Genomic DNA, 24,948 nt, shown 5'->3' on the forward strand with positions numbered 1-24,948 from the left:
GGGGGATTGTTGACGGGGTGTCGCGATGCCGGGAGAGCCCTGCCGATGCCCAAGCGGGCCAAATGGGAGGTATTGCATCCAACACCACGGCGCCTGTGGAGCAGGCAGTCACGTTTCGCCGGTCTCTCACGGTCGGCGTCTCACCGGCCTGGCGTTGCTACCCCCAGAGCTTCTGCGTCTTCATCTCTGCACGATAGGTGGCCAGGAAAGCCGGGTGTTGTCTCGGTGTGGGGAAAAGCGGTCATCACAAATTGTCGGCGCCCAGGGACAGAATGAGTCGCGGTCAGACGATTGGTTGTAGGGAGAGCCTGTGAGTGATGTCGTAGCTGAACTCGCACGTGTACGCGAGGCCTTCGAACGTCCGACGCTCACGCTCCTGCACAAGCCGCAGGCAGCGCTGGTCCTGACAGTTTTCAGGACGGCGTTCGGCCGTGACATGGCTTCGGTTCCGGCCGACCGGCTTCACACCCAGGTCGACGTGTATCTGGGTGAGCTGCGGCAGATCGGCCAGGATGCCCCCAAAGGGACCGGGCGCGATCTGTGCCGTAAATGGATGCGGGAGCAGTGGCTGACCCGGTACGAGGACGATGGTGGCGAGGTGTACACGCTGACGTCGCACGCTCAGGCAGCGTTGTCGCTGGTGAACAGCTTGATGCGAGACCGGGTCACGTTGAGCGAGCACCGGATCAACACGATCAGGTCGGCGTTTCGCTATATGAACACGGTCGTGAACCCCGATCGGGCCGCGAGGGTGGCGTTGCTGAACGACGAGATCGTGAAACTGGAACGGGAACGCGACCGGCTAGTCAACGGGGGAGAACTCGAGCTGGCCAGCGACGACACGCTGCTGGAGGGGTTCGTCCAGCTCCTCACCTTGATCGGTGACTTGCCGGGGGAGTTCAAACGGGTCGAGGAAGCTTACGAGCTGATGCGGCGGGAAATCATGGCGTCGTTCCGGTTGGAGGAGCGGCCGATCGGTGAGGTCATCGACGACTATCTGCGGCGCACTGCCGACCTGATGACCGCGACCCCGCAGGGGCGCGCCTTCGAGGGAGCGTTCGCGCTGCTGCGCGACGACGTCTTGCTCCAGGAACTCCACAGCGATATCCGGGACCTGCTGGAGCATCCGCGCGCTGCGAGCATCCTGAGCCGAAGTGACCGGGTCGACCTGCGGTCGACGGTCGAGGTGATCCGTGGCGGTATCGATGGCGTCCTGGAGTTTCGGTCTCGGTTGACGCGGACGTTGCGGGAGCAGATCGTGAACCAGGACATCGACCGGAACCGGGCGCTGTCGACGGTGCTGCGCCAGTTGGACAGCGAACTTGTCACCTGGGTCGCCGGCACCAACAGCCAGGCCCGGGTGCCGCTCGACCTGCTGCCGCAGCGACCCGAGGTGCATCATCTGAAGTTGCGTTTCTATGACCCGGCCAACGACGTCCCACCACCTCCGCTCACGAACGTCGCACCGGACGGGGATCTGCGCGCGCCGTCTCTGGAGGAGTTGCGTGCGCAGGGCGGCCCGACGTTTCCCCTGCTGCGGACAGTCTTGGTCTCACTGCAATCGTTGTGGACCGGCGACGAGGCTGCCGGCCGGGCCCGGTCGGTTGGTGAGGCATTCAACGAGCTGCCGGCAGACGACCGTCGCCCGGTCGAGGTGCTCGGTTTGCTGCACCTGCTGATGTCGCTCGATCCGGATGTGACCGAGCACGGCTACGAACAGTACGACGCAGTCCTGCCAGGCGGTACGGCTTTCCCTGTGATGGTTCCTCGCATCGTCGCCGATCCCGGTGGGGCGACTCCGATTGAGGCCCTGCCGCAACTGGTGGCCGATGGTGATCAGTCACCGCTGGCTCCGGAAGGCGCCGAGCTGTGACGGGCATCGACGGGACCGATGCTCCCGGTCACGACGATGACCTGTTTGCAGCCGGTGACCTCTACGGCGATCTCGAGGAACCCCTTGACGAACATGCCGGCGGTGGCGCTGCAGACGGGGTGCCGGTTGATGTCGCCGCCAGGCTCGACGACGGGCTCGGGGCTGATGAGAGTGTGGATTGGGTCTTGTTCGATGGCGATGAGGGACGTCTGGACCTGAACCAGCGGCGGGCGTTCGTCGCCGTCGTGAGCAGCCGTTTCATCACCGCGCAGTCCAAGCCGCGGGAGTGGCGTGCGCTGGTCGCGAACCCGGGGTTGATCAGGTCTCGGCTCAACGACATGTTCCTCGAGTTGCATATCGACCTGGATCGCGAAGTCGCCTATAAGCGTCAAGTCGCGCCGGAGGGGGAGCGGGGGAAGTTCCCGACCCTGCTGTATGACACCCCGTATACGCGCGAGGAAACGGTGGTGCTGGTGTACTTGCGCAGCCGCTATCTGGTTGAGCAGATGTCAGGTACACCCGGCCGGGTGCTGGTCGATGTCGACGAGATCGTCGAGCATTCTCGCTCGTTCCGGCCGCCGTCGCACACCGATATCGCCGGCATCGACGCGAAGACCCGCAAGGCCATCGACAACGTCCGTGTTGCCGGGCTCTTGGTCAAGACCGCCGATGAGCACCGGTTCGAGGTTCCGCGCGCCATCGAAGTCGTCCTCGAGATGGAGACCCTCGAACGTCTCCTGGAGTGGCTGAGAAAAGCGAACGGATCCAGCGATCCGCCAGACGAGGATCGGTCCCCGGACTCGACGATGGACGACCCGACCAGCCAGACCCCACAGGAGCCTGCGTGACCACTATCACCGACCCGCACCAGACCGTTCCGCGGCCTGCTGCCGGCCGCAACGCCGGAACTCACCCGGATCAGCAGTGGAGGATCGCCAAGATCCAGGTCATCAACTGGGGTGGGTTCGAGGGCCTCAACACGTTGGAGTTCCATCCGCTCGGGACGTTGGTGACAGGGGCGTCAGGATGCGGCAAGAGCACTCTGCTGGATGCCTATCTCGCACTGATCATGCCGTACAACGTGCCCCTCAACGGCGCGTCGAACCAGGCCGAGGGCCGGGCCCGCAGCGAGGGGCAGCGCAACACGCTCAGCTACATGCGCGGCAAGATCGACGCCGACGCGGACCCGGTCACCGGTGAGGAGATCGCCCAGGTTCTGCGGGGCAAGAACCGGTCGACGTGGAGCATCATCTCGGCCGAGTTCCGCAGCGACCGCGGCAACCGATACACGCTGTTTCGAACGTACTTCGCGGCTGCGAGTGTCCGGTCCCCCAACGAGGTCCAGATGAGGATGTTCGCCGGCCCCGGCGAGATCGACGTGCAGGATTTAGCTGCCCTCGCCGCCACCGGGTTCAAACCCGCCACTGTCGAGCAGACGCTGCCCGGAACTCGGCACCACCTGCGCTACAGCGGCTTCTCGCAGACGGTCTATGCCGCGCTGGGGATCGGCGCGAACGGCGATGGCGGGAAAGCGTTGCTGATGCTCGCGCAGATCCAGGCCGGCGGGTCGATCAGCACGGTGAACGACCTGTACCGCAACCGGGTCCTGGAGAGGCCCGACACCTACACGAAGGCTGAGAATGCCGTCGGGCACTTCAACAATCTCCAGTCGATGTACCTGAAGATGCGTACCGCCAAAGAGAAGTCGGACCGGCTCGCCCCGATCGTCGAGACCTACGACACCGCGGTCGCGAGCCAGCGCGAGCTCGAAGCCATCGACAGCGTCGGCATCACCCGAGACGGCGACACCCCCTACCTGGAATGGCGGCTGGCCACGGAAAGTCGCCTGATCGATGCCGCGCTGGACAAGAACCGCGACGAACGCACAGCTACCGACACCGAACACTCAGCGGCGCGGGCAACCGAGGACGGGCTCAGCGAGGAACTCCTGCAGACCCAGGAGGTCCGCCGCGCGCTCGGCGGTGACCGCCTCGACGAGCTGGACGCCTCCATTCTGCGCCTCGAAGCAGACCGGCGAGCAGCCGAAGAGGAGCGCGACCGGCTGCTGGGCAAGATCGGCCCGCTGGTAGAACAAGCCCAGGCAGCCGGCGAACAGTCGCCACTGGCCTCGGTGGCGGCATTGGCTGCCGCCGCGGCGGCAGCACAGACGCATGTCGCCGGCGCACCGTCGCGAGAAACCATGCTCCGCGCCGCCCGCGACGCGATCCAGGAACGCCGCTACCCGCTGCTGGACGAACTCAACCGGCTGAAACGCGACATCGCGACAATGTCCGGGCGTGAAAGCCGCATTGATACGCGCCTCGACGAGCGCCGCAACCAGCTGGCCCATGCTGCCGGGCTGCAACCGATCGATCTGCCGTTTGTCGCCGAGCTCATTGATGTGGCCGACGGCCAGGAGCGGTGGCGCACCGCCGTCGACAGCGTGCTGGGCGCGTTCGCCCGCACCTTGGTCGTCGACCAGGACTTCCTGGCCGAGTTCTCCCACCGCATCGACGGCGTCAAACTCTCCGCACAGCTGCGATTCGAAGGAGTCGCGCTGCGCGACCACGAGGACCTGGTCGGCGACCCCGACCGCATCTCGGCACGCGTCGTCTACAAGCCAACGGCGTTCAGCCACTGGATCGCCGCCGAGATCGGCAAACGCGACGCGATCTGCGTCGAGCACGCCGACGGCTTGAATGGGCCTGGGTACCGCGTCGCGCTGTCCGGGCAGACCCGCAACGGCACGTCGGGAACGGTCGGCCAATCCGGTCGGCACAGCATTATCGGCTTCGCGAACGAGCAACTCATCGCCGACCTGAGCCTTGAGGTGGACGCACTCGAAACGCAGCTGATGGCGATCGACACCGAACTGAAGGCCCACGACGAGGGCCATGCCAAGTTCACTGCCCTGCTCAGAGCCAGCGAGCACCTCATCGATGCCGCCTGGGACCGGATCGACATCGAAGGAATCGAAGGCCGGATCAAGCAGCGCCACGACGACCGGTCCAGACTGCTGGCCTCCGACGTAGGACTGCACGAGGTCGACCAGAAGATCCTCGACCTCGACGGCCGGCTGCGCCGCGCGCGTCGCCTCACCTTCGACGCCGAAGGGAAGGTCGAGGCCGTCCAGAAGGTCTTCGGTGAACTCGTCGACCGTCAAGACGACCTCAACCGGGAACGGGAACGCATCGAGGACTCAGGACGCTCGACGCTCACTGAGGACCACACCCGCCGCCTCGACCAGGCATTGACCGCCCTCGCGGCCGGGGCGCCGTTCGACCATCAGTCGTTTCGGCAGACCTGGGTCCGTGCGGTCAGCAACCATCTCAGTGAGCGGCTCCAGGCGGCGCAGCAGCGGCTGGGAGACATGCACCAGCAGCTGCGCACGATCTTCCAGTCCTACCTCGCCCAGTGGCCCGACCCGAACCTGTCCGACACAGCGGACGCATACCCCGACTACAAACGCATCCTCGACGACATCCTCGCCACCGGACTACACGCACGGCGCGTCGCCTGGCTCGAAGCTGTCCGCGAGTGGACCGCCCAGGACCTCCTCCCACTCAACGGCGCCGTGGAGAACTCGCTCAACGACATCGAGAAAAGGCTCGACGACATCAACACCATCCTTGCCATGTTGCCGTTCGGCGCCGGCCGTGACCGACTCCGGATCTCGTCTCGGCGCCTGGCGCCCGATGTGGTCGTCTCCTTCCGCAAAGAACTGCGCCGCCTCGCGAACGTCCCGTCGCGAGAACTCAGCGAGGATCAGCTCGTTCAGCGCTTCACCGAACTGCAGGAGTTCATTGGGCTGATCCGCCGTAGCGACGACAGACACCTGACCCGCGAGATGATCGAACGGAACCCGGGCCGCGACGCGCTACTCGATGTGCGTCGCCACATCGAGATCGAAGCGGTCCGCCACAGCCAGACAGGTGCCCGGCTCGCGACCTACCGGCGTCTATCGGAGAAGTCGGGCGGCGAAACACAGGAACTGATCGCGTTCATCCTCGGATCCGCGCTGCGGTACCGGCTCGGCGACGAAGAACGCGCACGGCCACGGTTCGCGCCGGTCTTCCTCGACGAGGGGTTCATCAAGGCCGATGCAGAGTTCGCCGGCCGCGCCGTTCAGGCCTGGCACGGACTCGGCTTCCAGTTGGTCATCGCCGCACCGTTCGACAAGGTCTCCGGACTCGGCGAGTACATGGGCACCCTGGCCACGGTAGGGAAGAGCCAGAAGACCGGGTTCTCCCAGATCATGAAGGTCGAACCGCTGGCCGCGTTCGAGCGCGACCCGTGGCTTGAGGCGACTGGAACGCTGCTCGATCCGGCCGACGAGTCATGAAAGAACCCGCGCAAATACTGACCTCGGTCCGCAATCGCCTCGAACGGTCCTGGTTCCACGAGGTCACGACCGGTCCGTGCGGCGACTGGCCGCACCCCTTCCCGCTGGGGGAGCCGACCGGCGCCGACCTAGAGACCGACTTCGCAGCGATCCACCGCCAGGCCGAGACCTGGTGGCGGTGGGCCGCCGACCAATACGCCGCCCTCGAGACGGCGAATCGGCGGGTGAGTGGAACCTTCCAGCAACTCCCGACCCACCTGCAGGTGGCCACAGTCGACGAGGCAGCCAGACTCCTCGGCGGGACCTGGCCCGACCGGCTCGCGCGAGGCCGCGCCCGCCAACTGGTGCTCGCCGAGCGGTTCCCGCTGCTCGGTGCCGGGCTCTCAACGACGGTCCGCGATACAGACCTTCTCGGCGACCAGGACTTCCAGACACTCTGCGCGGTCGGTGAATGGTTTCGTGACCATGGCGGCGAAGCCGCCGGCCTGACGCCCCGGCAGGTGCCGGTGCCGGGCGTGCACGCGAAATGGCTCAACACCAACCGCCGCCTCGTCGCCAGGCTCGCCGGGCTGGGCGACGAGGCGGCTCTCGGGCTACTGCCACCGCACCCCGCCCGCATCCATTTCACCTACCTGGACTCCGCCTACCTGGCAACGGGCGGCCGGCGCCATGACTCGGCGACCGTCGGTGACCACGCCGCGCCAGCTTACCGGCCTCGTGTCGTGATCATCTCGGAGAACAAGGACACCGCGATCCATTTCCCACCGATCCCGGGTGGTATCTCCATTGAAGGTGTGGGCCGCGGCGGAGGCACCGTGGCGTCTTTCTCCTGGGTCCGCGACGCCCAGATCCTGGTGTACTGGGGCGATATGGATGCCGACGGGATGGAGATCCTTGACGGATTCCGCACCGCCGGACTGCCCGTCCAAAGCATCTTGATGGATGGCGACGCCTACGAGACCTGGGAACGGTACGGCACGAACACGGACCCGAAAGGTCGGCCGCTGGGACCCCGACCACCACGACTGGTGCCAACCCTGACCGATACCGAACGCGGGCTGTACCACGACTTGTGCTCACCTGGCTGGACCAGGCATCGCCGCGTCGAACAAGAACGCATACCGCTCGCGGTCGCGGCCCGGATCGTCGGGTCCTGGTGCTGACTGTCCGGCCCAGACCGTCGCGCCGCACCTGGGTCAACATGAACGACGTGACCGTGACGCTGGAGGTGGCCGATGCGGAGGATCGTACCGAGCTGACCACCGCAACGACGGCGACTCCTCAGGCATCAGCAGCGGCCGACCGGTCCAGGCCCGACACGAACAGCGCATCCGGCGAACCTTCCTGGCAGAGGAATCGTTCGAGGACGTACCAGACCATGATTTCGTCGGTGGCACGCCTTTGCCGGCGTGCTGAGTTCCGCAAGTCGTTTAGATGCGACCGGCTCGGCATCGCGTTCAACTTCGGCAGACTGGTCGCTCGGACGGGAACGCGGTAGGCCAGCCACCAGCTGCGTGCAGCTTGAAGCAGACCCGACCAATCACGGCGAGCTCGTACCCGGACTTCGCCTGGATGATCAGCAGGACTACGAGGCCTTCGCGGCAGGTCAGGGGCGACGACGGTCTAGTACAGGGCGCGGTCGGCGTAGCGGGCGCCGTGGAGCTGTCTGATCGCGTCGAGGACTTGTCCTCGGCTGCTCGCGCCGCCGGCGAGGATCGCCAACTCAATGTCGTCGGGTTCGGCGAGGAAGCCGTAGAGGCTGCGCAGTTGCTCGCTGAGCTCGTTCAGGCTGGGTGGCGGCACAGCGAGTAGGCCGATGCTTTGTTCGTCGAAGTCGGCGGCTGTCCTGGCTCGACGCCAGAGTGCGGGGGCATAGGCGACCGCACCGGAGACCGGCGCCCACACCGCTGGCGGCGAGGCCAGACCGTACTGGTCGACCCAGTTCTTGAGTACGGCCAGGCGACGCACTGCTGCGCGGTCGAAGCTCGAGTGAGGGCTGTTGGTTGCGATCCACACCAGGTCGTACACATCACGTGCGGGTGTGCGTCGGGTGAGGCGGGCGATCTTTTCGGCCATGTTCTCCGCGAGCGCCATGACCGGTAGGGCGGTCGGCAGGTCGTAGGCGTCGTGGATGGCGAGCCGGATCCATCCTCGCTCGTCGGGTGGCAGCCACGGGGCTGGTCCGATGTCGAGTTTGGTCGTCAGATTGCCGACCCCGCCGAACGGTGTGTCGTAGGCAACTTGGGGTCGTCCGCGATGGTCGTCAACGCGGTAGTGGAAGCCGTCGATCTCGAGACCGTCGATCTCACCGCGCAGCAGGTCAGACACAACGGTTGTGTCATCGGCGGGGTCACGGACCGAGAAATCCAGATCGGTGGAAAAGCGTCCTGCGTTGCCCGCATAGAGCTTGCGGAGTGCGGTGCCGCCTTTGAAGACGAGGTGCTCGAATGTGGCTTGTTCGTGCAGGTGCGCCAGCAAGAGGTCCTGTGCAACGTCGATCAGAGCGGCGTGCCGACCGCCGGGGCCCTGAGGGGTATGACGTGCCAGCCAGCCAGTGGTAATGCGGCTCATGTCGCCTCTGTAAGTTCGCGGGGGTCGAATGGCAGTAGGCCGTCGGCCACGTTGAAGCGCTTGTCAAAGCGCCGACTGACTCGTGGTCGACCAAACCAGGTCACGTTGTTTGGTTTGGTCGGTTGCAGCAGGTCCGCTGTCTTCGGCGCGACGCCACTGAGTAGATAGGCAAGCCGTGGGCGCACGGTGGTCGGTCGCCGGTGTAGTTCCTCGTCCAGATCGTTGATCGGTGACCGCTCGGCGAGGTCGGGGAGCGCCTCGGCGAACGTGGTCCAGTCCCGCACATCGCCCGGCTTGGTCGCCAGGTGAGCCAGGATCGTGGCTGGCTGGTGGACCGGAAGTTGCTCGAGGGCCGCTGGGGTGAGTCGAGCGGAGAAATGCACGACTCGCATGCGCTGCTTGAGCGAGTCGGGGACTACTGTCTTGACCGGCACTGCGATCTCGTGGCGATCCGGCGCGCGCTCGGCCAATCCGTGGAGCCACAGGGCGCTGCCCAGGGCAACTGTCGCTGAGTCGTGACCAGCCAGCATGGCGGCCCGTAAGTCGATGAACGGGTCGCCGTGGCTGTAGGGTCCGGCGTGCGCACCGGGGGCGAACTCGTACACACCGCGTTGCCCGGTGGGTAGTAGCCACCCTGCCGCGCGCAGCCGGCCGGCGAGTATCTTCGGTGGAGTTCGAAGTCCCGCCTCCTCGGCGAGGCGGGCAAGGTCGTCCATCCTGACCAGGGTGAGTTGACGGAGCTCCAGGTCAGCGACCAAAGGTGCAAGGCCCCGCGACAGGGTCCGTGCAGGTGCTGCCATGAGAGCCTCCCAGGTAACCATTTCAGATACCAACGTACCGCATGTGACAGTACTGTCAAGACGAACGCATAAGTAACCAGTTTAGATACCGTGCGGTGTCAACTACAGTGCGCTCGTATGTTGTTCGCGCCTAGGGTGAGCTGTCAGTGTGGTCGCTCATCGTGAAACGTAATCGCTATTTGCACCTGGCAGGATGGTCGCGTGAGAGTCGGTGACGATCGCGACGGCGGCGGCCTCGACCTGCGTCGTGAGCTGTCCGAGCTCCGGGCCGAGCGAGACCGGTTGCGGGTCGAGAACGTACGGCTGTCCCGTCTGCTGGAGCTGCGAGGCCAGGACACCACGCCCGCGGACGAGCAACTTGCGGCCCCGATCGGGCCTGGCGGGTTGGTGTCGATGGCAGGCTCGACGCCGCAGCAGAAGCTTGCCCTCTACCTGAGCCTGTTCCGCGCAAGGAACGACACGTACGCCAAGCATTGGGAGGATCCGCGCACGGGAAAGAAGGGGTGGATGCCCGTGGCGGCGGGTGGGTGGCGCAAGGGTATGACTCGCGCGACCGCCCGTCTGCTCCCGCTGACTCCAGATGTCGTCGCGGAGCACCTGGCCGCGCGGTCGCGGCAGGATCTGTTCATCGGCCTCTACCCGATGCTCCCAAACAACACCTGCTGGTGGCTGGCCGCCGACTTCGACGGCAAGACCGCGATGCTCGACGCCCTTGCGTACGTCAAGGCCGCCCGAATCGCAGGCGTCCCCGCTTCGCTAGAGATCTCCGAGTCCGGTGCCGGGGCGCACGTGTGGATCTTCTTCACCGAGGCGATCCCCGCACAGACGGCGCGCTCGGTCGGGACCGCGCTGATCCACGAGGCAATCCTTCAGCGCGGCACCATGAGCCTAGGCTCCTACGACCGTCTGTTCCCAAGCCAGGACGTACTGCCCGGCTCTGGTCCAGGCAACCTGATCGCCGCACCGCTCCACGGTAACCGCCGCAAGAACGGGCTCACGCTCTTTCTCGACCCGGCCACGCTGGAACCGTACGAGGACCAATGGGCGTTCCTCTCGACCCTGGACCGGCTCACGCCGGGTGACGCCTCACGTCTCGCCCGTAAGGCGTCACGCGCCACCGTTGGCAGCGACGTCACGACCCTGGCACGAGCCGAGTCCACCAAGGTGCACCCGCCCATGCCGCCGGTTGTGCGCGCCGAACTCGCCGCTGGGCTGGTTCTCGACGCGACCGCACTCCCGCCCGCTGCTCTTGCGACCTTCAAGCATGCCGCATCGATGGCGAACCCGAAGTTCTACGAGCTGCAACGGCTGCGCAAGTCCACCTGGGATACCCCGCGGTTCGTTACCGGCTACGACCTGACCCTGGACGAGAAGCTTGTCCTGCCTCGCGGACTCCGGCACCTGGTCACCGGCATCGTCGAGCGCAGCGGCGCCCGCCTCGATGTCACCGACAACCGGACTGTCGGCACGGAGATCGACGTCGCGCTCATCGGCGAGCTCGCCGACCGGCAGGCCGCGGCAGTCAGCGAGCTGCTCGCGCACGACGACGGCATCTTGGTCGCCCCGCCAGGATCGGGCAAGACCGTTATGGCGTGCGCGGTCATCGCCGAACGAGCGGTGTCCACACTGATCCTGGTCGACCGCAAGGCCCTCGCCGACCAATGGCGGACTCGACTGACCGAGTTCCTCGGCCTCAAACCAGGACAGCTCGGCGGCGGACGGACCAAGCTGACAGGGATCGTCGATGTCGCCATGCTGCCCACCCTGGCCAGGCATGACGACATCGAGAACCTGACTACCGGATACGGGCAGATCATCGTCGACGAAGCTCACCACGTCGCCGCAGCTGCCTACGACCACTCGGTGAAGAAGATCGGCGCCAGGTATTGGCTCGGTCTCACTGCCACCCCTGACCGCCGCGACGGCCTCGGCGAGCTTCTGCGCTGGCAGCTCGGACCGGTCCGGCACACGATGACTGACGAGATACCAGGGACGCTGCCCGAAGCAGCCGACGCCAGTGCAGGACCGGCGCGAGTGCTGCAAGTGCACGAGACCAGCTTCACCGCGGCAGACATTGCTCAGGATGCGCCGTCGCTTATCGCCGAGGCTCACCGGGCACTCACGGCCGACAAAAATCGCAACGAGAAGATCGTCGACGACATCCACGCCGCTCTCACCCGGGGGCGGAACTGTCTGATCCTGACCCGCCGGGTGGCCCACCTCGAGACGCTGACCTCGCTCCTGGCCGGTCGCGGCCACGAACCGCTTGTGCTCCAGGGCGGCATGCCAGCCAAGGAACGGCGTGCCATCGTCGAACGACTCGCCGACGCCAAGGCCGGCGACGGTGTCCTGGTCGTGGGCACTACACCGTTCGTCGGCGAAGGGTTCGACGCACCGGCCCTGGACACCCTGTTTCTCGCGGCGCCGATCTCCTTCGATGGACTTCTGCTCCAGTGCGCCGGACGAGTCGTGCGCCCCGCACCCGGCAAGACCGTCGCTGAGGTCCACGACTACCACGATGTGCTCGTCCCGATGCTGGCAGTCTCGCTCCAGCGACGCATGCCCGGGTACAAGCGGCTGCGATTCGACCGGGCCTGAAGGCGGTCCCTCAGCTGAGCATCACAGATGGTCGAGTGATGCAATTGTCACTGGTGAACAGTGGCGGGGCCTGTTGCATCACCGTCATGCATCATTTGGTCGCTGGCGCCCTGTGCCGCTGGGTCTGCGAGAGGATGGCCGATGTGAACCGTCTCGGATCCTCCACAAGTCCCTACCTGCTCCAACACGCTGAGAATCCAGTGGATTGGTGGCCCTGGACTCCAGAGGCTTTCGAGGAAGCGCGGCGGCGCGATGTACCCGTTCTGCTATCGGTTGGTTACGCTGCGTGTCACTGGTGTCATGTGATGGCTCATGAGTCGTTCGAGGATGTGGCGACGGCGGAGTACCTGAATGAGCATTTTGTCTGCGTCAAGGTGGATCGCGAGGAGCGGCCTGATGTGGATGCGATCTATATGGAGGCGACGGTCGCGATGACCGGGCAGGGCGGCTGGCCGATGTCGGTGTTCCTGACGCCGACGGGGGAGCCGTTCTTCTGCGGGACGTACTTTCCGGCCGAGCCGCGGCACGGGATGGCGACCTTCCGGCAGGTGCTGGAGTCGTTGACGGAAGCGTGGGGGAGCAAGCGCGGGCAGATCGACGAGATCGGGCGGTCGGTGGTCGCGCAGTTGAGCGCTCGTAGCCATCCCGCGGGTGGCGAGCTGGACCTCGGGAAGGCGGTCGCGTTGCTGAAGACCGACTTCGATCCGGTCGATGCCGGCTTCGGGCGGGCGCCGAAGTTCCCGCCGTCGATGGTGCTCGACTTCCTGCTGCGCCACTATCGGCGGACCGGTTCCGAGGATGCGCTCCGGATGGTGACCGAGACCTGCGAGCGGATGGCTCGTGGCGGCATGTACGACCAACTGGCCGGCGGCTTCGCGCGGTACAGCGTCGACGGGCAGTGGGTCGTGCCGCACTTCGAGAAGATGCTGTACGACAACGCACTCCTGCTCGACGTCTACACCCAGTGGTTCGCGCTCACCGAAGAGCCACTGGCCCGCCGGATCGCGATCGAAACGGCCGACTTCCTCATCGCCGAACTCCGTACGCCGGAAGGCGGTTTCGCCTCCGCCCTGGACGCCGACACAGAAGGTGTCGAAGGCAAGTACTACGTCTGGACCCCCGACGAGCTCCGCGAGGCCCTCAGCCCGGAGGACGCCGGCTGGGTGATCGAGCTCTGCGACGTCACCGGCACGTTCGAGCACGGCCTGTCCGTCCTGCAGCTCCGCCAGGACCCCGACGATCTCGACCGGTGGAACAAAGTACGGTCCGTACTACGGGACGCTCGGGCCCGGCGTACTTACCCCGCACGCGACGACAAGGTGGTTGCCGCCTGGAACGGTCTCGCCATCACCGCCCTCGCCCGGGCAGGCGTAGTACTCCGGAAACCCGAATATCTCGAAGCAGCAAAGAACGCGGCCGGATTGGTCCGGCAGGTGCATCTCGACGAGACCGGAAAGCTCCGAAGGACCTCGCGCGACGGAAAGGCCGGCACCGCGTACGGCGTACTGGAGGACTACGCCGCGTTCGCTCAGGCGTGCCTCACTCTGCTCGGGGTGACCGGCGACGCGAGCTGGCTGAGGACAGCTGAATCCCTGCTGGGGCGGGTACTCGAGCAGTTCGTTGCCGATGGCACCTTCTACGACACGGCCGCCGATGCGGAGGCGCTGGTCTGGCGGCCGAAGGATCCGACCGACAACGCCAGCCCGTCCGGCGTAGCGCTCGCCGCGGAAGCCTTGACGACGTTGGCCTCGGTGACCGGATCGACCCGGTACGAGACCGCTGCCGCTCAGGCGCTGGCCGCTTCGGCCGCGCTCGGCAACCGGGCGCCGCGATTCGCCGGGAGAGCTCTGGCGGTTGCCGAGACCCTCGAGTCCGGACCGCTGGAGATCGCCATCGCCGGAAGCGACGCCGAGTTGCTGCGGGTCGCGATCACCGATTCGCCGTGGGGGACAGCGGTGGTCCAGGGCGAGCCCGGGCTCGACGTACCACTGATGGAAGGCCGCGAACTGCGGGACGGGCGCGCCGCGGCGTACGTGTGTCAGAAGTTCACCTGTCGCTTGCCGGTCGTGTTGCCGGAAGACCTTCGCCGTGCGTTGCGTCCCGTGCAGCAGGCCTGAGCGAACTGCGGGTTTTCCCTGTCATTTCGGCAGAATCGCTTGACGCCGAGGCCGGTTGGGGACAGAGTCCTCCTTCAGTCGGATGTAACAGAACTCGCACGCCCTGACACACAGTGTCACAAGTAGGCAATGGCACTGCTGGGCCAGGATCGTCCGGCGTCCCCATCTGGAAGCGGTTGCTGCGCCCAAACAGCAACCACAACGCGGTCGCTGCGCCCAAACAGCGACCACACCGTGAGGAGATGTTGTCTTGAAACGACTGACATCAGCAGGGGCGGTGGCCATCGTCGCAGCAGCTGGACTGGCTGCGACCTTCACCGGCTCGCCCGCCGGAGCCGCCACCCGTACGGCTCCACTGCCGGCATCCGGTTTCAACCAGCCGGCCGCCGTACAGGCCGAACAGGCGCTCACCGCGCAGACGGCCGCAGCGCTCGGACTCGCCGGTGGCGAGGTGCTCAAGGTTCGCGATGTGGTGAAAGATGCCGACGGCACCGAATATGTCCGCTACGACCGGACCTTCAACGGTCTCAAGGTCGTCGGCGGCGACCTGATCGTGAAGCGCACCGGCGAAAAGATCTCGCAGGTCACCTACAACCGTGGCGCCCACAAGGTCGCGATCGCCTCCACCAAGCCGACGTTGTCGCAGTCGGCCGCATTGGCCAAGGGTGCGAAGTCGGCCGACTTCAAGGCCACCGGCAACAAAGGCGCGCTCGTCGTCTACGTGACGCCGACCAGGCCGGTGCTCGCCTACGAGGTCGTCACGAGCGGCACGAAGGCCGACCAGACCCCGTCCGTCCTGCACTCGTTCATCGACGCGAAGACCGGCGCGGTGCTTGCCACCGACGACGAGATCAAGACCGGTACCGGCAACTCGATGTACGCCGGCACGGTCAACATCGGTACGTCGGGCAGCTTCAGCCTGAGTGACCCGACCCGCGGTGGCAACAACACCACCGACCTGAACGGCAGCACCTCCGGCAACGGCACGGTGTTCACCGACGCCGACGACACCTGGGGCGACGGCACCGCTTCGAACCGGCAGACCGCCGGTGTCGACGCGCACTACGGTGGCCAGCTGACCTGGGACTACTACAAGAACGTCCACGGCCGCAACGGCATCTTCAACAACGGTCAGGGCGCCCGCTCCCGCGTGCACTACGGCAACGCGTATGTGAACGCGTTCTGGGACGGCACCCAGATGACGTACGGCGACGGCTCGGGGAACACCCACCCGCTGACCGCCATCGACGTGGCCGGTCACGAGATGAGCCACGGTGTCACCGAGGCGACCGCGGGCCTCAACTACTCCGGCGATGCCGGCGGCTTGAACGAGGCCACCTCGGACATCTTCGGCACCATGGTGGAGTTCTACGCCAACAACTCGTCCGACCCGGGTGACTACCTGATCGGCGAGAAGATCAACATCAACGGCGACGGTTCGCCGCTGCGCTGGATGGACAAGCCGTCGAAGGACGGGGCCAGCAAGGACTGCTGGACCACCAGCACCGGCGGACTCGACCCGCACTACTCCTCCGGCCCGCTGAACCACTGGTTCTACCTGGCCTCGGAAGGCACCGGCAGCAAGGTGATCGGCGGTGTCACCCACTCGAGCACCGCGTGCGACGGCGGCACCATCGTCGGCGTCGGACACGATGTGGCGGCCAAGGTCTGGTACCGGACGCTGAGCACCAAGCTCAGCTCGGGCAGCACCTACAAGGACGCTCGCGAAGGCGCCATCACCTCCGCCAAGGAGCTGTACGGCAACGACTCGAACGAGTGCAAGGTCATCCAGGCCGCGTTCAACGGGATCACGGTCCCGGCCGGCGCCGCCTCCTGTGGTGGTACCACCGAGCCGCCGGCCGGCGACAACAAGCTGCTCAACCCGGGCTTCGAGTCCGGCGCGACCAACTGGACCGGCACCAGCGGCGTGATCACCAACAGCACCTCGAAGCCCGCTCGCACCGGGAGCTACAAGGCCTGGCTGCAGGGCAACGGGCGCGCCAGCACCGAGAACATCGGCCAGTCCGTGGCGATCCCGGCGACGGCGACCGCAGCGAACCTGTCGCTCTGGGTCAAGATCGACACCGCCGAGACGACCACGTCGACGCAGTACGACACGGTGAAGGTGCAGATCGTGGACGGCACGACCACCACGACACTGGGCACGCTGTCCAACCTGGACAAGAACACGGCGTACGCCCAGAAGACCTTCAACGTCCTTGCCTACAAGGGCAAAACCGTCACCGTGAAGTTCCTCGGGTCGGAAGACTCGTCGCTGCAGACCAGTTTCGTCATCGACGACACGGCTCTGACCGTCAGCTGATTTCCCTTGCAGGAAAAGCACGAAAGCACGTGTCCCGCCGAAACAAGTCGCTGCGCCCAATCAGCGACCACACCGTGAGGAGTGCTGTCTTGAAGAGAATGACATCAGTAGGGATCGTCGCCGTCGTGGCGGCGGCGGGCCTGGCCATCGCACCCGCCGGAGCGGCTGTCCGCTCCGCTCCCTTGCCAGCTTCCGGCTTCAACCAGCCGGCCGCCGTCCAGTCCGAGCAGGCGCTGTCCGCGAAGACCGCGGCCGCGCTCGGACTGGGCAGCGGTGAGGTGCTCAAGGTCAAGGACGTGGTGAAGGATGCCGACGGAACGGAGTACGTCCGCTACGACCGGACATTCAACGGCCTGAAGGTGGTCGGCGGTGACCTGATCGTGAAGCGCACCAACGGCGACACGATCAGCCAGGTCAGCTACAACCGTGGCGCGAGCAAGGTCGGCGTCGCGTCCACCAAGCCGACGCTGTCGCAGTCCGCGGCGCTCGCCAAGGGTGCCAAGGCGGCCGGCTTCAAGGCCACCGGCAACCAGGGCACGCTGGTCGTCTACGTGACGCCCAGCAAGCCGGTGCTGGCCTACGAGGTCGTCACCACCGGGGTCAAGCCCGACCAGACCCCGTCGGTGCTGCACTCCTTCATCGACGCGAAGACCGGCGCGCTGCTGGACTCCGACGACGAGATCAAGACAGGTACCGGCAAGTCGATGTACGCCGGCACAGTCACGATCGGTACGTCGGGTAGCGCGCCCAACTTCGTGATGAAGGACCCGAGCCGTGGCAACAACTACACCACGGACCTGAACGGTGGCACCTCTGGTGCAGGCACCACCTTCACCGACGCGGACAACACCTGGGGTACCGGGCTGGCCTCGAACCGGCAGACCGCCGGTGTCGACGCCCACTACGGATCCCAGCTGACGTGGGACTACTACAAGAACGTCCACGGCCGTAACGGCATCTTCAACAACGGTGCCGGTGCCCGTTCCCGGGTGCACTACGGCAACGCGTACGTCAACGCCTTCTGGGACGGTACCCAGATGACGTACGGCGACGGCTCGGGCAACACTCACCCGCTGACCGCGATCGACGTCGCCGGCCACGAGATGAGCCACGGCGTCACCGAGGCGACCGCGGGCCTCAACTACTCCGGCGATGCCGGCGGCTTGAACGAGGCCACCTCGGACATCTTCGGCACCATGGTCGAGTTCTACGCCAACAACCCGACCGACGTCGGTGACTACCTGATCGGCGAGAAGATCAACATCAACGGCAACGGCACCCCGTTGCGCTACATGGACAAGCCGTCCAAGGACGGCCGCGGCAGCCAGGACTGCTGGACCACCGGCACGAAGAACCTGGACCCGCACTACTCCTCCGGCCCGCTGAACCACTGGTTCTACCTGGCCTCCGAGGGAACCGGCGCCAAGACCGTCAACGGCGTCAACTACAACAGCACCTCCTGCAACGGCACGACGTTCGCCGGTGTGGGTCGTGACGTGGCCGCCAAGGTCTGGTACCGGACGCTGAGCACCAAGCTCACCTCCGGTTCCAACTACGCGGCCGCTCGCAACGGAGCGATCACCTCCGCCAAGGAACTCTATGGCGCGGGTTCGGCGCAGTGCCTCGGCATCCAGCGGGCCTTCGCCGCAATCAACGCCCCGGCAGGCACCGCAGTCTGCTAACACCCCGGACCCGGCGTACGGCCCCGCCCTGGCCGTACGCCGGGTCCATCCTTTGTGAGGCAAAGGAGTACCCGCCCATGCTCAAGTCCCCTCTGTACGGCGTACTCGGCGTCGCCCTCGTCGCCGGCGCCGTACTCGTCCCCGCCTCGACCGCCACCGCGGTCGACTCACCCGACATCTCCGTCACCAACACCAAGGCGCACCTGGACCAGCTCCAGACCATCGCCAACAACAACGGCGGCAACCGCCACACCGGCCGGTCCGGTTACCGCGCGTCCGCCGACTACGTGCAGGCCAAGCTCGACGCGGCCGGTTTCACCACCACGCTGCAGTCCTTCTCGACCTCGGCCGGTACGTCGTACAACGTGATCGCGGAGTGGCCACACGGTGATGCGAACCATGTCGTGATGACCGGTTCGCACCTGGACAGCGTCAGCGCCGGTCCGGGGATCAACGACAACGGCAGTGGTAGCGCTGGTGTCCTGGAGACCGCCCTCGAGTACGCCGCGAGCGGTCAGGTGCCCAAGAACCGGTTGCGTTTCGGCTTCTGGGGAGCTGAGGAGCTGGGCCTGCTCGGGTCCAAGTACTACGTGAACAACCTGCCGTCGGCGGAGCGCTCGAAAATCGAGCTCTACCTGAACTTCGACATGATCGCGTCGCCGAACCCGGGCTACTTCATCTATGACGACAACGCGGCCGGCAACGGCGCACGCGACGACCTGAAGGCGTACTTCACCAGCAAGAGCATCCAGACCGAGTACATCGATGTCCAAGGACGCTCCGACCACGCGGCGTTCCGGTCGCTCGGCCTGCCGACAGCGGGCACCTTCTCGGGTGCCGAGGAGATCAAGACCTCCGCCCAGGCGACCAAGTGGGGCGGTACGGCGAACCAGGCGTTCGACGCCTGCTACCACCGCTCGTGCGACACCAGCACGAACCTGAACCTGACCTCGCTGGACCGGCAGATCGACGCGATCGGCCACATGGTCTGGAACTACGCCCAGAAGGACTACGGAACCACCGTCCCGCCGACCGGTGACAACCTGTTGCTAAACCCGGGCTTCGAGTCCGGCGCGACCAACTGGACCGGCACCAGCGGCGTGATCACCAACAGCACGTCGAAGCCGGCCCGGACCGGCAGCTACAAGGCGTGGCTGCAGGGCAACGGCCGGACCAGCACCGAGAACATCGGCCAGTCGGTGGCGATCCCGGCCACGGCCACGGCGGCAGCACTGTCGTTGTGGATCCGGATCGATACCGCCGAGACCACCACCTCGACGGTCTACGACACCGTGAAGGTGCAGATCGTCGACGGCGCGACGACGACCACACTCGCGACGTACTCGAACCTGAACAACAACACGTCGTACGTGCAGAAGACCTTCAATGTCCTTGCCTACAAGGGCAAAACGGTCACGGTGAAGTTCCTGGGTGCAGAGGACTCGTCCCTGCAGACCAGTTTCGTGATCGACGACGTGGCGGTTACGGCTAGCTAGGCCGGCTTGCAGGTCTTCGGTGAGGTGGCCTCGGCCAGCAGCTTGCTGACCGGGGTCACCATCGGCTTGACCTTCGGGTTCTCCAGCCGGGCGAGCCCGCCACCGGCCGAGACCGCGATAATCATGTCGTCGGGGTGCTCGACCGTCGGCTTGGTCGACCCGACCGAAGCCCAGTCGACCTGCTCGACGGCCGCGATCACGGTGTTGAACAGGCCGGTCTCCACCTTGCAGCGGACCGGGTCCTGACCGCGACGGCTGACACTCGCGAAACCGTCGGCACCGAGCACGACCCGGTCGTCGAAACCGGCGAAACCACCGGTCCTGGTGACCGTGAGTGGTAGCGCGCTGGAGGTCCGCGAGCTGCTCGGTGCGCTGGTCGGCGTACTGGGGGCAGGCGTTGTCGACGAGCCGACCGAGGGTGTGGTCGGGCTGCTGCCGGAGTTCGTTTCGTCACCGCATCCGGCCAGGGCCAGGGCGGTGGCGGCTGCTAGTACTACGTACCGGATGTTCTTCACACCCACATGCATACCCGCGCACGGGGTGATGGGATCGTTCGTGCATGGGCTGGTACACGAATGTCATCCGGTCGTTAGGGCATCACCGCTGGTTCGCCACTGTCGGTCGCGCTGCCGTACCGGTCGATCGCTGGCTGCAACGAAAGACCGGTGGACGCGTCACCATCATCGGCCGATCCGCCTTGCCCACTTTGCTTCTGACGACTCGCGGCCGAAAGTCCGGACTGCCCCGAACCGTGCCGCTGATCTACGCGCCCGACGGTGACGGTTTCGTCGTCACGGCCTCCAACTGGGGTCAGCAGCACCATCCCGCGTGGTCGGCCAACCTGCTCGCGTCCGCCGAGGCCATGGTGGCGCTGGACGGCGGCCGGGAGATCCCGGTCCGCGCCCGGCTGGCCGAAGGACCTGAGCGGGATCGGGTTTGGCCGCTCGTGACTCGCGTCTGGCCGGCGTACGACACGTACGTCGTACGCAGCGGCCGGGACATCCGGGTCTTCGTCCTGACTCCTAGATAATCTCCTTCACCAAGTCGACCATCGCCCGGGTGAGCCGGACCCGCTCGTAGAACAAGGCCTCGGTCGCCTCATCGGTCTTGCCGAACAGCTCCAACGGCAAGGCGGTGAAGGCCGCCCGGCAGAGCAGCGATCCGAGGTACCCGTAGAGCACCTGCTCCTGCGGCACAGTCATCCCGTCGGCGGCCAATCCCTCCGTGAACGCCGGCACGATGACCCGATGGACCGCAGGTAAGGCATCCGGTGACAGCTCGCCGGCGTGCGCGAGCCCGATCAGCAACTGGCCGAGGTCGAAACCGACCGCCTGCGGGCAGTCGAAGCCCCAGTCGATCACCACGAACTCGTCCTCGTTGTCCTTCGGCACGAGGAGGTTCTGCGGACTCGCGTCCCCGTGCTGATACGTCTGCGGCAACGCATCCAGCGCATCCAGTACTACGGGGAGCCGGTTGCCGAGCTCGAGCAACTCGTCCCGGAGGCCGTGGTCACCGGCGTTGCAGACTGCCGCGGCAAGCAGCGGGTGGCGCCAGACCTGATCGTCTGCGAGGCCTGGAAGCGCGGCCATCATCACCCGGCCGTTCGTGTAGTAGCGCAGCCCGACGCCCGGGGTGTCCACGCCTGGGCGCGGCAGGATCGGCTCGACCAAGTGGAGCTGCCGCCGCGCCGAGAGGCGTCCGAGCAGATAGGCCGCGCGCTCGAACCGGTCCATCGGCCAGCATCCCGGTGCCTGCTGGACGTCTTCCATCCACAGCACGGCCCGGTCGTCGTCATGCACGTCGATCCGGTACGCCGTCGGGAGCCGAAGGCCCTCGGGCAGGATCGACGAGATCTCGCCCTGATGGACGGCGATCTCGAGCTGCCAGGGGATGTTCCGGATGAAGTCCTCGCGAAACTGCTCCGGAACCAGGGTGAGCAGCGGTGAGTGCCGCACCGACTGAAGCTTCTTGATGAAGCAGGACCACTTCACCTGGTCGCCGGTCGGCAGCTCCGCCGTACCGAACAGTTGGAGCAGCTCCTCGGTGCTCGGCGTGCCGATCGGGTAGGCGAACGGCTGGACCCGGGCCGACGTGGGCCGGGCCGCCGGCTCGCCGGTGATGGTTCGGACCAGACGCGCGAGTTCCTGCTCGTCCAGGGCGTCCCGGCCCAGCGGTGCGAGTGCCTCGGTCAGGTCTGCGGTGCCGTTCATGGTTTCCCCCGTTGGCGTCATGCCCCCGATGCTGCCCCGCACCCTTCAGCCAGCCTTCAGATCGCGACTCGCCGAAGAGGTAAAGCAGCCTTACTACTGAGATAGTAAAATCGCTTTATGACTTCCGTCAACGCTCTGGCCAGTTCGTTGGAGCCGCACATCGCGAACCTGCTGGGGGTCGTGATGGGGCGGCTACGGATGGAGATCCTGGCGGACTCCGAGCGGGAGTTTCCGGGGTTGCGGATCTCGCATTACCGGCTGCTCGAGTTGATTCCGGACGGGGGTGCGCGGATCACCGACCTGGCCGAGCTGGCCGCGATGACCAAACAAGGGCTCGGCCAGCATGTCGACTACCTGCAGGAGCTCGGCTTCGCGGAGTCCGAGCGGCTGACGAGTGACCGGCGCGTCCGGTTGGTCCGGCGTACCGGCAAAGGCGACGAAGCGGTCGCCTTCAGCCGCGCGGCGATCGACCGTATCGAGACGGCCTGGCGCGAACAGCTCGGCCCGGAGCGCTATGAGCAACTCCGGGCGACGCTGATCGAGCTGAGTCAGCCTGCGGGTCAGCCGGCTCGGTAGGTGGCGATGCTGACGGCGATGTAGTGGCAGATGAAGGCGGCCACCGTGCAGGCGTGGAAGATCTCGTGGAAGCCGAACCAGAGCGGCGACGGGTTCGGCCGCTTGGTGCCGTAGACGACCGCGCCGATCGAGTACAGCCCGCCGCCGATCGCGAGCAACGTGACGACCGAGGCGCCGCCCAGGTGGTAGAAGTCGCCCATCCAGAAGATCGCGACCCAGCCGAGCGCCAGGTAGATCGGCGTGTAGAGCCAGCGCGGCGCGCCGACCCAGAAGATCCGGAACAGGATGCCCAGCAGGGCGCCGCCCCAGACCATGCTGAGCAGCAGGACCCGGTCGTTGCCGCGCAGCAGCACCATCCCGAGCGGGGTGTAGGTGCCGGCGATCAGCAGGAAGATGTTGCTGTGGTCGAGCCGGCGCAGGATCGCCTCGCCGGTCGGGCCCCAGTAGAACCGGTGGTAGAGCGCGGAGATGCCGAACAGCAGCATCGAGCCCAGCGTGTAGACCGCGGCGGCCCAGCGGGCGCTCGCCGTCGGGGCCAGGCAGATCAGCACGATGCCGGCGGCGGTGGCGAGCGGGAACGTGCCCGCGTGCAGCCAGCCTCGCAACTTCGGCTTCAGCGCCGCGGCGGCATCGTGCAGGCGGTGGCCCGCTTCGGGGGAGGTGGTGCTGGAGGTGGTCCTGGCCGTCATCGCCGTCCTCTCGAGCGCGGGCGGAAGTCTTACCTACGCCACCGTAACCTACGGTTCCGTAAGTCCAATGGGTCGTAAGGATGAAATGTAGGCGATCTCACCCGCCCCGGTACCCCTCGCCGGAGTGTCCGACGCACCGGCTCCGGCGAAAGTTCGATGTCGCTGCGGGCCTGCGTCAAGCGGGCGTTTGTCGGTTAGCCTCGTAGGCGAGCTTCCCGAGGAGATCAACTGCCCATGCGGACACCTGGCAAGCAAAAACTGCGCAGCGCGGTGTACGGCCTGTACGAACGCCGGCTGGCGAGATCGCTGTCGCCGGACCGGATGCCACGCCACATCGGCGTCATCATCGACGGCAACCGGCGCTGGGCCCGGGCCACCGGTGATCCGGTGTCGCGCGGTCACGAGGCGGGCGCCAACAAGATCACCGAGTTCCTCGGCTGGTGCGACGAGGTCGGCGTCAAGGTGGTCACCGTCTGGATGCTGTCCACCGACAACCTGAGCCGGCCCGCGGAGGAGCTGGAGCCGCTGCTGCGGATCATCGAGCAGACGGTCGAGGAGCTCACCTCGATCGGCCGCTGGCGGATCCATCCGGTCGGCGCGCTCGACCTGCTGCCCGGCGCGACCGCCGAGGTGCTGAAGGGCGCCGAGGCGGCCACCCAGAACGTCGAGGGGATGCTGGTCAACGTCGCGGTCGGGTACGGCGGCCGCCGCGAGCTGGCCGACGCGGTCCGGTCGTTGCTGCTCGAAGAGGCCGCCAAGGGCATCTCGATCGAGGAGCTGGCCGAGCGGGTCGACGTCGAGCACATCGCCGAACACCTCTACACCAAGGGCCAGCCCGACCCGGACCTGGTCATCCGTACGTCGGGGGAGCAACGTCTCGGCGGCTTCCTGCTCTGGCAGAGCGCGTTGAGCGAGTTCTACTTCTGCGAGGCGCTCTGGCCGGACTTCCGGCACGTCGACTTCCTCCGGGCGATCCGGAACTACGCGCAACGCGAGCGTCGCTTCGGGACATGAGTTCCACGGCTTGATCACCGCGGCCGCACCGGCGACACGTAGTACGGCGTCGTAGGTAATAGGCGTAGGTGGCTGCGCCCAGTGCCGCGCCCCAGACGACCCAGAGGGTGCCTGGTAGGACCATGCCCCAGCTGTTGTCTTCCTGGAGGCGGATGTTCATCAAGCCGGCAGGGATCAGTACTACGGCCACTAGCGAGGCCGGCACGATCGCCAGCGCGGGTGGGATCCGCTTGCCCGCCTTGAACCAGATCCAGCGTGGGTAGACCTCGCCCCAATGGTGCACGAGCCCATGCGTGAGGATGCTGCCGCAGATGGCCATCAGCGCCATCAGCAGCGCCAGGTCGAGCATGTACGGCGTATCGCGCATCATCTGCTCGAACTCGTCGGTGATGCCGAGCGGCCAGCCGAAGTACCAGGCAATCCGGGTGATCTCGTACGGGACGTTGGCGAGGACTGCGATGAGCACTGCGCGGCGTCCCCAGTGCAGTGCGCCGTCTGGGGTCTGCCAGTGCTTCTCCGGGCTGTCGCCTCGTCCGCAGCTCAGGCAGAGGTTGCGGGTGCGGCGGTGGTGGGCGAGTGCGGTAGCTGCCCAGAGCAGGCCGCCGACGAACATCAGGATGAGGTTCACGCGATGCCAGTAGAGGATGTCGCCGAGGC

General features: G+C 66.3%; 17 protein-coding genes. 12 read left to right on the top strand and 5 right to left on the bottom strand.

The features are described 5' to 3' along the window. The first annotated feature begins 310 nt into the window (after positions 1–310). From ABZ004_RS29090 to ABZ004_RS29105, 4 genes are read left to right on the top strand one after another with little or no spacing between them, the layout of a single operon-like run. The gene (locus tag ABZ004_RS29090) at positions 311–1,873 is read left to right on the top strand and encodes a DUF3375 family protein (RefSeq protein WP_355684259.1); all 1,563 of its coding nucleotides are present in this window, start codon (positions 311–313) and stop codon (positions 1,871–1,873) included. Further along, complete coding sequence (locus ABZ004_RS29095) at positions 1,870–2,721, top strand: DUF4194 domain-containing protein (RefSeq protein ID WP_355684260.1); 852 nt, start codon at positions 1,870–1,872, stop codon at positions 2,719–2,721. Before ABZ004_RS29090 ends, ABZ004_RS29095 begins: the two co-directional genes overlap by 4 nt. Further along, positions 2,718–6,215, top strand: coding sequence for an SbcC/MukB-like Walker B domain-containing protein (locus tag ABZ004_RS29100; RefSeq protein WP_355684261.1), 3,498 nt, complete (start codon positions 2,718–2,720; stop codon positions 6,213–6,215). Before ABZ004_RS29095 ends, ABZ004_RS29100 begins: the two co-directional genes overlap by 4 nt. Beyond that, positions 6,212–7,378 (top strand): Wadjet anti-phage system protein JetD domain-containing protein, encoded by a 1,167-nt coding sequence (locus tag ABZ004_RS29105; RefSeq protein WP_344220890.1) that lies wholly within the window; start codon positions 6,212–6,214, stop codon positions 7,376–7,378. The genes ABZ004_RS29100 and ABZ004_RS29105 overlap by 4 nt, the downstream gene beginning before the upstream one ends. A 460-nt stretch (positions 7,379–7,838) precedes the next feature. Here ABZ004_RS29105 and ABZ004_RS29110 read toward each other — a convergent pair whose 3' ends face one another. Further along, on the bottom strand, positions 7,839–8,786 hold the full coding sequence (locus ABZ004_RS29110; protein WP_355684262.1) for a nucleotidyl transferase AbiEii/AbiGii toxin family protein: 948 nt from the start codon (positions 8,784–8,786) through the stop codon (positions 7,839–7,841). Continuing rightward, complete coding sequence (locus ABZ004_RS29115; protein WP_355684263.1) at positions 8,783–9,391, bottom strand: type IV toxin-antitoxin system AbiEi family antitoxin; 609 nt, start codon at positions 9,389–9,391, stop codon at positions 8,783–8,785. The genes ABZ004_RS29110 and ABZ004_RS29115 overlap by 4 nt, the downstream gene beginning before the upstream one ends. Before the next feature lie 396 nt (positions 9,392–9,787). Between ABZ004_RS29115 and ABZ004_RS29120 the strand changes: the two genes are divergently transcribed. The 5 genes from ABZ004_RS29120 (at position 9,788) to ABZ004_RS29140 (ending at position 19,802) form a co-directional block, all read left to right on the top strand. After that, the gene (locus ABZ004_RS29120; protein WP_355684264.1) at positions 9,788–12,184 is read left to right on the top strand and encodes a DEAD/DEAH box helicase family protein; all 2,397 of its coding nucleotides are present in this window, start codon (positions 9,788–9,790) and stop codon (positions 12,182–12,184) included. A gap of 134 nt (positions 12,185–12,318) precedes the next feature. After that, positions 12,319–14,301, top strand: a complete 1,983-nt coding sequence (locus tag ABZ004_RS29125) for a thioredoxin domain-containing protein (protein WP_355684343.1) — start codon at positions 12,319–12,321, stop codon at positions 14,299–14,301. Between the two features lie 250 nt (positions 14,302–14,551). Next, a complete protein-coding gene (locus ABZ004_RS29130; protein ID WP_355684265.1) occupies positions 14,552–16,624 on the top strand; it encodes a M4 family metallopeptidase in 2,073 nt (690 codons plus the stop codon). A 98-nt stretch (positions 16,625–16,722) separates the two neighbouring features. Beyond that, positions 16,723–18,306, top strand: a complete 1,584-nt coding sequence (locus tag ABZ004_RS29135) for a M4 family metallopeptidase (RefSeq protein WP_355684266.1) — start codon at positions 16,723–16,725, stop codon at positions 18,304–18,306. A 77-nt stretch (positions 18,307–18,383) separates the two neighbouring features. Next, a complete protein-coding gene (locus ABZ004_RS29140; protein ID WP_355684267.1) occupies positions 18,384–19,802 on the top strand; it encodes a M28 family metallopeptidase in 1,419 nt (472 codons plus the stop codon). On the opposite strand, the gene ABZ004_RS29145 is transcribed toward ABZ004_RS29140, so the two are convergent. Beyond that, complete coding sequence (locus ABZ004_RS29145) at positions 19,799–20,317, bottom strand: hypothetical protein (protein WP_355684268.1); 519 nt, start codon at positions 20,315–20,317, stop codon at positions 19,799–19,801. The genes ABZ004_RS29140 and ABZ004_RS29145 overlap by 4 nt on opposite strands. A 44-nt stretch (positions 20,318–20,361) precedes the next feature. On the opposite strand from ABZ004_RS29145, the gene ABZ004_RS29150 reads away from it, so the two are divergent. Continuing rightward, positions 20,362–20,832 carry a nitroreductase/quinone reductase family protein gene (locus ABZ004_RS29150; RefSeq protein WP_355684269.1) on the top strand — a complete coding sequence of 157 codons (471 nt, stop codon included), beginning with the start codon at positions 20,362–20,364 and terminating at the stop codon, positions 20,830–20,832. On the opposite strand, the gene ABZ004_RS29155 is transcribed toward ABZ004_RS29150, so the two are convergent. Beyond that, complete coding sequence (locus ABZ004_RS29155) at positions 20,825–22,033, bottom strand: phosphotransferase (protein ID WP_355684270.1); 1,209 nt, start codon at positions 22,031–22,033, stop codon at positions 20,825–20,827. The genes ABZ004_RS29150 and ABZ004_RS29155 overlap by 8 nt on opposite strands. A gap of 96 nt (positions 22,034–22,129) precedes the next feature. On the opposite strand from ABZ004_RS29155, the gene ABZ004_RS29160 reads away from it, so the two are divergent. Further along, positions 22,130–22,588 (top strand): MarR family winged helix-turn-helix transcriptional regulator, encoded by a 459-nt coding sequence (locus ABZ004_RS29160; protein WP_355684271.1) that lies wholly within the window; start codon positions 22,130–22,132, stop codon positions 22,586–22,588. Here ABZ004_RS29160 and ABZ004_RS29165 read toward each other — a convergent pair. Beyond that, positions 22,573–23,277 (bottom strand): hemolysin III family protein, encoded by a 705-nt coding sequence (locus ABZ004_RS29165; protein ID WP_355684272.1) that lies wholly within the window; start codon positions 23,275–23,277, stop codon positions 22,573–22,575. The genes ABZ004_RS29160 and ABZ004_RS29165 overlap by 16 nt on opposite strands. A gap of 234 nt (positions 23,278–23,511) precedes the next feature. Between ABZ004_RS29165 and ABZ004_RS29170 the strand changes: the two genes are divergently transcribed. Next, entirely contained in the window at positions 23,512–24,291 is a 780-nt protein-coding gene (locus ABZ004_RS29170; protein WP_112244371.1) for an isoprenyl transferase, read from the top strand. Positions 24,292–24,948: the final 657 nt, after the last annotated feature.

The organism is Kribbella sp. NPDC006257, from assembly GCF_040613535.1.
In the GTDB taxonomy this organism is placed as follows: Bacteria; Actinomycetota; Actinomycetes; order Propionibacteriales; family Kribbellaceae; genus Kribbella.